We start from the raw sequence: 7,107 nt of genomic DNA, 5'->3' as shown, positions 1-7,107 counted from the left end.
CAACCCCCTCCCCCTTGCCCCCTCCCGCGAGGGGAGGGGGGACTCTTTTTGGATTGGCGCCATGGCTTTTGGCGAAGCGGCTGGCTTGCAACCCCACGGCCAGTCCATCAGCGATCGCGGCCTCGGTCGAGGCTCGGCCGGCGCAGGCGCCGGCGGCCAGCAGCGGGCCGTCGAGGTCCGGCAGCACGAAGCCGCCGCGGGTCCGGTCGAGCTTCGGGCGGATGCCGCGCTGGCTCAGGAGATGCGTGGTCGGCATCCAGCCGCCCGACATGGCGATGGCGTCGCAGTCGATCGCGACCGCCTTGCCGTCCACACGGCCGATGCGGGCGCCTTCGACGCCCAGCCGGCCCTTGGCGCCGCGAACGGTCGACCCGGCATGGACCGCGATCCCGGCGGCGCGGAGTTCCTCGCCCAACGGGCCGGGCAGGGCGGTGCGGCTGTCGGCCAGCCCCACGACCTCGACCCCGTGCCGCTTCAGCGCCAGGGCGGTGCGGGCCGCGCCGTCGTCGATCCCGGCCACCAGCATCCGCTTGCCCGGGGCGACGGCGAAGCGATGGGCGTAGCGATGCGCCGCGCCAGCCAGCATCACGCCGGGCCGGTCGTTGTTGGGGAACACCAGCGGCTGCTCGATCGCGCCCGCCGCGACCACGATCGCCGCGGCGCGGATGGTCCAGAAGCGTTGGCGCGGCAGGTGCGGCGGCGGCTCGGCCAGATGATCGGCGACGCGCTCGACCAGCCCGACCGTGCCGTGGTCGTAGAGGCCGAAGGCGGTGCCCCGCGGCACCAGCGTCACCCGGTCGCCGAAGCCCTGCAGCGCCGCCAGCCGCTCCGCCACCCACTCCGTCACCGGGCGGCCTTCGACCAGTTCGCCTTCGCCCAGCAGGGCGCCGCCGAAGCGGTCGTTCTCGTCGCACAGGATGACCCGGGCGCCGGCCTCGGCCGCGACCAGGGCGGCGCTCAGCCCCGCCGGGCCGCCGCCCACCACCAGCACGTCGCAGAAGGCGTGGCGGCGCTCGTAGCGGTCGGGGTCGGTCTCCATCGCCGCGGTGCCGAGGCCGGCAGCGCGGCGGATGATCCGCTCATAGACCGGCTCCCAGAATGAGGCCGGCCACATGAAGGTCTTGTAGTAGAAGCCGGCCGGGAACACAGGCGACAGCACGCTGTTGACCACGCCCAGCGAGTCGAAGCTCAGGGACGGCCAGCGGTTCTGGCTCCGCGCTACGAGGCCATCATAAAGCTCGACCATGGTGGCGCGGGTGTTGGGCTCGTGCCGGCCGCCGGTCCGCAGCTCGACCAGCGCGTTCGGCTCCTCCGACCCGGCGGACAGGATGCCGCGCGGCCGGTGATACTTGAAGCTGCGGCCGACCAGCCGGATTCCGTTGGCCAGCAGGGCCGAGGCCAGCGTGTCGCCGGGATGGCCCTCATGGTGCTGCCCGTCGAAGCTGAAGCCGAGCCGCGCCGACCGGTCGATCAGCCCGCCCTGGGCCAGGCGATGCGAGGTCATCGGCCGGTCTCCGAGGCAGGGCGCCGCAGCGGCTCGGCAGCGGTGATCTCATGGGTCAGCGTGTCGCGCGTGACCAGGATCCAGGACCGGCAGCCGTAATTGTGCTGCCAGTACTCCCGGTGCGTGCCGCGCGGGTTGTCGTGGCGGTAGACATGGTCGAACCAGGGCGCCGCCGCCGTCTCCTCATGCGGCGGGCGGGGCGTCTCGGCGTCGCCGCCATAGAAGAACTCGGACAGGTCGCGCGGGCCGCACCAGGGGCAGGGGATTCGCATAGGTCTGCTCCTCAGTGCCGGTTCGCGACCGGCCCGACGCCGTTCTCGTCGATGATCCGGCCGCGCTCGAACCGGTCGAGCGCGAAGGGCCGGTTCAGCTCGTGCGGCGCGCCATGGGCAATCGTGTGGGCGCAGACCCAGCCGGAGCCGGGGATGGCTTTGAAGCCGCCATAGCACCAGCCCATGTTGAGGTAGAGCCCGTCGATCGGCGCCAGGCCGATGATCGGGCTGCCGTCCATCGACATGTCCATCACCCCGGCCCAGTGCCGCAGGATGCGGGTTCGCGACAAGTTCGGCATCAGCGCGATGGCGGCGGTGGCGATGTCCTCCACCACCGGCAGGTTGCCGCGCTGGGCGTAGGAGTTGTAGCCGTCCAGGTCGCCGCCGAAGACCAGGCCGCCCTTGTCGGACTGGCTGATGTAGAAATGGCCGCTGCCGCCCCAGGACAGCACGGAATTGACCACCGGCTTCAGCCCCTCGCTGACGAAGGCCTGCAGCAGGTGGCTCTCGATCGGCAGCTTCAGCCCGACCTTGCCGGCCAGGATCGAGGCGGAGCCGGCGGTGGCGAGGCAGACCCGGTCGGCGCCGATCGGGCCCTTGGCCGTCAGCACCCCGGTGACGCGCTCGCCCTCGTGCTGGAAATCCAGCACCTCGCAATCCTCGATGATGTCGACGCCGAGATCGCTGGCGGCGCGGGCGAAGCCCCAGGCCACGGCGTCGTGCCGGGCGGTGCCGCCGCGGCGCTGGATCAGCGCGCCGTAGAGCGGGAACAACGCGTTGTCCGAATAGTCCAGGTTCGGGGCGATCCGGCGCAGGTCGTCCGGCTCCAGCCAGTCGGCATCGATCCCGGCCAGGCGCATGCCGTTGCCGCGGCGGCGCAGCGCCATGGCCCCGCCCAGCGAGGTCGCCAGGAACATCGAGCCGCGGGCCGAGAACATGACGTTGTAGTTCAGCTCCTCGCTGAGCCCGTGCCACAGCTTCAGCGACCATTCGTAGAAATGCTGGTTGTCCGGCAGCAGGTAGTTCGAGCGCACCACCGTGGTGTTGCGGCCGACATTGCCGCCGCCGATCCAGCCGCGCTCGACCAGCGCGACATTGGTGATGCCGTGGTTGCGGGCCAGGTAATAAGCGGTGGCCAGCCCGTGCCCGCCGCCGCCGACGATGACGACGTCGTAGTGGGTCTTCGGCGTCGCCTTGCGCCACGCCGGCTCCCAGCCGCGATGGCCGCCCAGCGCCTTCCGCGCCAGCGACAGGAAGGAGTACCGCTGCATCCGCCCGCCCCGTCTGCGCCGGGTTTGCCCGGCATCTCCCGATGCTCCAGTACAGTACATCACTGTATGTTGGTGGGAAGAGGGATGTTCGGGCGAGGGGCCGGCTGGGGCATGGGCGAAAAATGGTGGCCACCACAATTTTGGCGTGATTCGGAGTCACCGTCGCTTCCGGCCGATCGGGAGATCGGCAGGAGACGACATGATGGCCGGCATCGCGATCGATGGTCTGAAGTCCAGCGTGTGGCGTATCGGCGGGATCGGCGCCCTGGCGCTGCTGGTGGCCTGCGGCCCGACCCCGTCGGAGATGCAGCTGAACTATGCGTCGCAGCGCTGCTCCTACGGCGACCCCTATGCCTGCAACGCGCTGGGCCAGTTGTCCACCCAGGCGCAGATCGAACGGCGACAGCAGGACACCAACACGGCGCTGGCCGTGGGCGCCCTGGCGCTGGGCGGCCTCGCCATCGCCGCGGCCGCGGACAATGACTACGACGACGGCTGGCGCCGCCGTCGCTGGCGCCATGACGGCTGGGGCTATCGCGGCCGTTACCGGCGCTGGTGAGCCCCGGCCGGGCGCTGCCCGCGTCCGACCCTCCCTCTCATCGGGCCGCGGCCGGCCGGCCGCGGTTGCGCCGCCCGTTGCCTGATGCGTCACGGGGCTGGCTGGCAGAAAGATCACCACGTTCGTCATGTAATTGTGGGCGAGGGGAACGCATCTCCGGAACCTGCCGTTGCGTCTCCGTTGCGGCCTCGATCCGGGTCGCTTCACAGACTGGAGGACGTGAGATGCGTTCCATTTCCACGGCTTTCGCCCTGGCAGGCCTGTCGCTGCTGGCGGCCGCCTGCACGGTGAACACCACCCCGGACCGGCCGACCACCGTCGTGACGCAGCCGGCCCCGGCTGCAGTGGTGGCCCAGCCGGCGCCGACCGTGGTGACCACGCCGAGCACGACCTATGTCACCCCGCCGCGCACGACTGTGGTGACGCCGGCCTACTGAGGACGATCCGGCACGGCGGCCTGCGGCTTCGGCCGCCTGGGCGTCGACGCCCGCTTCCCGGGCCGCCGTGCCGCCGTGCCGCGCTTTCGGGAACGGGGCTGCGAATCGCCCCGTTGCTGTCTGAGCGCGGTGTCGAGACACGCCGCTTCACGGAATGGGAGGATTGGACATGCGCTCCATGACCCTTGCCGCCGCCGTGATCGGGCTGCCGCTCCTGGCCGCCTGCACGGTCAACAACACGCCGCCGGAGAAGCCGACCACCGTGGTGACCCAGCCGGCACCATCCACCGTGGTGACGCCGCCGCCGCGTACCACCGTGGTGACGCCGTCCTACTGATGGTCGATGCCGGCGAAGCCGCGCGGCCTCACAGGTGGCGCGTCTCCGCCGGCGCCCTGTCCCACTGGTCGGCGCGGCCGTCCTCGTACCGGACCGGCATCCCGGCCAGTTCCTCGGGCGTCACATCGTCCAGGCAGGCGATGTTGATGGCGTAGAAGGTGCCGCCCAGCGCCTCCATGTGGCCTCGCCCGAACGGCTTGACGCCGCAGCGGCGGCAGAACAGGTGGTGAATCGTGCCGCCGGCGGCGCCGGCGAACTGGTAGTCCGACAACGCCTCCTCGCCCTGCACCAGGCGGAAGTCGGGCGCCCTGACGATCGCCTTCCAGAACCGGCCCTTGCCGCAGATCGAGCAGTTGCAGCGGCTGGTGCCGGCCCCCAGGTCGGCCTCGCATTCGAAGCGCACGGCGCCGCAATGGCAGCTGCCGCGATAGGTGCGTTTCATCGCGTTCCCTCCCGATTGTTCAGGCCTGCGCCAAAAAGCCCGGCAGCTTGTCGAAGCATTCGTTCCAGCCCTCGCGATGGCTGTCGCGGCTCTCGGCCGAGCGGAAGCCCGTCTGCCGGAAGGTCATCTCGGTCCTGCCGCCGCGCTCCAAGAAGGTGAGGGCGATCAGCATCCGCTCCGCCTCTTCCTCGTCCCAGGCGAAGGTGAAGACCAGCCGCTCCGGCGGCGCCACCTCGCGATAGACGCCCGCCATGCCGTGGCTCCTGCCCTCGGGCGAGGTGATGACGGCGCTCCAGGTACCGCCCGGCCGGACGTCGAGCCGAACCGCGGAGGCGGCGAAATCCTTCGGCCCGAGCCAGCGCACCAGGTGCTCCGGCTCTGTCCAGGCCTTGAAGACGAGGCTGCGCGGCGCGTCGAACAGTCGGGTGATGACCAGTTCCGGGCCCGTCTCCGGGGCGCTGCCGGGGCTGTCATTGCGTCCGGTCATCGTCGGGCTCCTTGTCCTGCAGGCGGCGCAGATAGTCCTCCAGCCGGTCGAAGCCGGCGTCCCAGAACGGGCGATAGCGTTCGACCCAGTCCGCAATGTCCTTCAGCGGCCCGGCCTGCAGCCGGCAGGGGCGCCATTGCGCCGAGCGGCCGCGCGCCACCAGCCCCGCCCGTTCCAGCACCTTCAGGTGCTTGGACACGGCGGTGAGGCTCATGGCGAAGGGGGCGCCGAGCTCGGTCACCGAGGCCTCGCCCTGGGCCAGCCGCGCCAGGATGGCCCGTCGGGTGGGATCGGCGAGGGCGGCCAGGGTGAGGCTAAGGGGATCCGCCGGCATGTATCGAACCGAATGGTTAAACAACCGAGTGGTTCAATACGGCCATTGCTCTTGCAGTGTCAAGCCGGTCGCTGCGCTCAGCCGGCCTGAAGCCGGGCGGCCAGGGCCTGGTGCCCGCGGATCAGCCGGGGCAGGTCCAGGCCGGGGATCGTTCCGTTCCGCACCCGCCAGGTGCCGCCGATCATGACGAAATCCGCCCGGTGCGCGCCGCACAGCACCAGGGCGGCCAGCGGGTCGCCATGGCCGGCGAAGCGCAGCTCGTCCAGCGCGAACAGGGCGAGATCGGCCTGCTTGCCCGGCGCGATCACGCCCAGATCCGGCCGGCCGAGGCAGGCGGCGGAACCGGCGGTGGCCCAGCGCAGCGCGTCGCGGTGGCTGATCGCGGTCACGCCGTAATGGTGCCGCTGCAGCAGGAAGGCGGCGCGCACCTCCTGCATCAGGTTCGAGCCGTCATTGGAGGCCGAGCCGTCGACGCCGAGGCCGATGCTCATGCCCGCCTGCTCCATGCCGTGCACCGGGCAATGGCCCGAGGCCAGCACCTGGTTCGAGCAGGGGCAATGCGTCACCGCCGTGCCGGCCCGGGCCAGCCGGCCGATCTCGGGCTCGTTGAAATGGATGCCGTGGGCCAGCCAGGTGCGGGGGCCCAGCCAGCCGCATTCCTCCAGATAGTCCAGCGGCCGGCAGCCGAATTTTTCGACGCAGAAGCGGTTTTCGTCCTCGGTCTCGGCCAGATGGGTGTGCAGCCGCACGTCGTGCCGCTCGGCCAGCTCCGCGGTCCGCCGCATCAGCGATCCGGTGACCGAGAAGGGCGAGCAGGGGGCCAGCGCGATCTGCACCATGGCGCCGTCGCCCGCCTGGTGATGCGCCGCGATCAGCCGCTCGCTGTCGGCCAGGATCGTGTCCTCGTCCTGCACCACGCTGTCCGGCGGCAGGCCGCCGTCGCGCACCGACAGGTTCATCGAGCCGCGGGTCAGCACGGCGCGCAGGCCGAGCGAGCGCGCCACCTCGACCTCGATGTCGATGGCGTGCTCCAGCCCGTCCGGGAAGACGTAGTGGTGGTCCGAGGTGGTGGTGCAGCCGGCCAGCAGCAGCTCCGCCATCGCCACGGTGACGGCGCTGCGCAGCGCCTCCGGGTCCAGCCGGGCCCAGACCGGGTACAGCGCCTGCAGCCAGGGGAACAGCTCGCGGTCCAGAGCCGCCGGCAAAGCGCGGGTCAGGGTCTGGTAGAAATGATGGTGGGTGTTGATCAGCCCGGGCAGGACGACATGGGCGCCGGCGTCGAACACGCTGTCGGCCGGCGCCGCCGGCTCCCGCCCCGCCGGCACCAGCTCGGTGATCCGGCCGTCCTCGACCACCACGCCGCGTTCGGCGCCCTCCGCCAGGATTGCCAGCGGGTCCTTGATCCACAGCCGCATCGCGCGCCTCCCGTCCCGTTCGTCCGGAGCGTAGCACCGGGTGGCGGGG

General features: G+C 71.3%; 10 protein-coding genes. 3 read left to right on the top strand and 7 right to left on the bottom strand.

Annotated features, from left to right (window positions below):
- The 3 genes from ACFW16_RS27125 to ACFW16_RS27115 form a co-directional block, all read right to left on the bottom strand.
- Positions 1-1,504, bottom strand: a 1,504-nt coding sequence (locus tag ACFW16_RS27125) for a 2Fe-2S iron-sulfur cluster-binding protein (RefSeq protein ID WP_380310988.1), incomplete at its 3' end; no start/stop codon positions are given.
- The gene (locus tag ACFW16_RS27120) at positions 1,501-1,776 is read right to left on the bottom strand and encodes a sarcosine oxidase subunit delta (protein WP_380310986.1); all 276 of its coding nucleotides are present in this window, start codon (positions 1,774-1,776) and stop codon (positions 1,501-1,503) included. The genes ACFW16_RS27120 and ACFW16_RS27125, both read right to left, overlap by 4 nt.
- Before the next feature lie 11 nt (positions 1,777-1,787).
- Complete coding sequence (locus ACFW16_RS27115) at positions 1,788-3,047, bottom strand: sarcosine oxidase subunit beta family protein (protein ID WP_380310984.1); 1,260 nt, start codon at positions 3,045-3,047, stop codon at positions 1,788-1,790.
- A gap of 199 nt (positions 3,048-3,246) precedes the next feature.
- Between ACFW16_RS27115 and ACFW16_RS27110 the strand changes: the two genes are divergently transcribed.
- The 3 genes from ACFW16_RS27110 (at position 3,247) to ACFW16_RS27100 (ending at position 4,380) form a co-directional block, all read left to right on the top strand.
- Entirely contained in the window at positions 3,247-3,606 is a 360-nt protein-coding gene (locus ACFW16_RS27110) for a hypothetical protein (protein WP_380310982.1), read from the top strand.
- Positions 3,607-3,830: 224 nt separating this feature from the next.
- Positions 3,831-4,043: a hypothetical protein gene (locus tag ACFW16_RS27105; protein ID WP_380310980.1), complete on the top strand. Its 213-nt coding sequence runs from the start codon at positions 3,831-3,833 to the stop codon at positions 4,041-4,043.
- 169 nt (positions 4,044-4,212) lie between these two features.
- Positions 4,213-4,380, top strand: coding sequence for a hypothetical protein (locus tag ACFW16_RS27100; protein ID WP_380310978.1), 168 nt, complete (start codon positions 4,213-4,215; stop codon positions 4,378-4,380).
- A 28-nt stretch (positions 4,381-4,408) separates the two neighbouring features.
- On the opposite strand, the gene ACFW16_RS27095 is transcribed toward ACFW16_RS27100, so the two are convergent.
- From ACFW16_RS27095 to ACFW16_RS27080, 4 genes are all read right to left on the bottom strand, one after another.
- Positions 4,409-4,822 carry a GFA family protein gene (locus tag ACFW16_RS27095; protein WP_380310976.1) on the bottom strand — a complete coding sequence of 138 codons (414 nt, stop codon included), beginning with the start codon at positions 4,820-4,822 and terminating at the stop codon, positions 4,409-4,411.
- 19 nt (positions 4,823-4,841) lie between these two features.
- Positions 4,842-5,309 carry an SRPBCC domain-containing protein gene (locus tag ACFW16_RS27090; RefSeq protein ID WP_380310974.1) on the bottom strand — a complete coding sequence of 156 codons (468 nt, stop codon included), beginning with the start codon at positions 5,307-5,309 and terminating at the stop codon, positions 4,842-4,844.
- Positions 5,293-5,643 carry an ArsR/SmtB family transcription factor gene (locus tag ACFW16_RS27085; RefSeq protein ID WP_380310973.1) on the bottom strand — a complete coding sequence of 117 codons (351 nt, stop codon included), beginning with the start codon at positions 5,641-5,643 and terminating at the stop codon, positions 5,293-5,295. Before ACFW16_RS27085 ends, ACFW16_RS27090 begins: the two co-directional genes overlap by 17 nt.
- A gap of 77 nt (positions 5,644-5,720) precedes the next feature.
- On the bottom strand, positions 5,721-7,058 hold the full coding sequence (locus tag ACFW16_RS27080) for an 8-oxoguanine deaminase (protein WP_380310971.1): 1,338 nt from the start codon (positions 7,056-7,058) through the stop codon (positions 5,721-5,723).
- Between the last annotated feature and the right edge of the window lie 49 nt (positions 7,059-7,107).

Source organism: Inquilinus sp. NPDC058860, from assembly GCF_042743185.1.
Classification (GTDB): domain Bacteria; phylum Pseudomonadota; class Alphaproteobacteria; order DSM-16000; family Inquilinaceae; genus Inquilinus.
Note: the sequence above shows the minus strand (reverse complement) of the source record. Positions and strands in the feature narration are given on the sequence as shown.

Coding starts and splice junctions, on each gene's coding strand:
- ACFW16_RS27105 (WP_380310980.1), top strand. CDS start 3,831: ATGCGTTCCATTTCCACGGCTTTCGCCCTGGCAGGCCTGTCGCTGCTG.
- ACFW16_RS27100 (WP_380310978.1), top strand. CDS start 4,213: ATGCGCTCCATGACCCTTGCCGCCGCCGTGATCGGGCTGCCGCTCCTG.
- ACFW16_RS27085 (WP_380310973.1), bottom strand. CDS start 5,643: ATGCCGGCGGATCCCCTTAGCCTCACCCTGGCCGCCCTCGCCGATCCC.
- ACFW16_RS27110 (WP_380310982.1), top strand. CDS start 3,247: ATGATGGCCGGCATCGCGATCGATGGTCTGAAGTCCAGCGTGTGGCGT.
- ACFW16_RS27090 (WP_380310974.1), bottom strand. CDS start 5,309: ATGACCGGACGCAATGACAGCCCCGGCAGCGCCCCGGAGACGGGCCCG.
- ACFW16_RS27080 (WP_380310971.1), bottom strand. CDS start 7,058: ATGCGGCTGTGGATCAAGGACCCGCTGGCAATCCTGGCGGAGGGCGCC.
- ACFW16_RS27115 (WP_380310984.1), bottom strand. CDS start 3,047: ATGCAGCGGTACTCCTTCCTGTCGCTGGCGCGGAAGGCGCTGGGCGGC.
- ACFW16_RS27095 (WP_380310976.1), bottom strand. CDS start 4,822: ATGAAACGCACCTATCGCGGCAGCTGCCATTGCGGCGCCGTGCGCTTC.
- ACFW16_RS27120 (WP_380310986.1), bottom strand. CDS start 1,776: ATGCGAATCCCCTGCCCCTGGTGCGGCCCGCGCGACCTGTCCGAGTTC.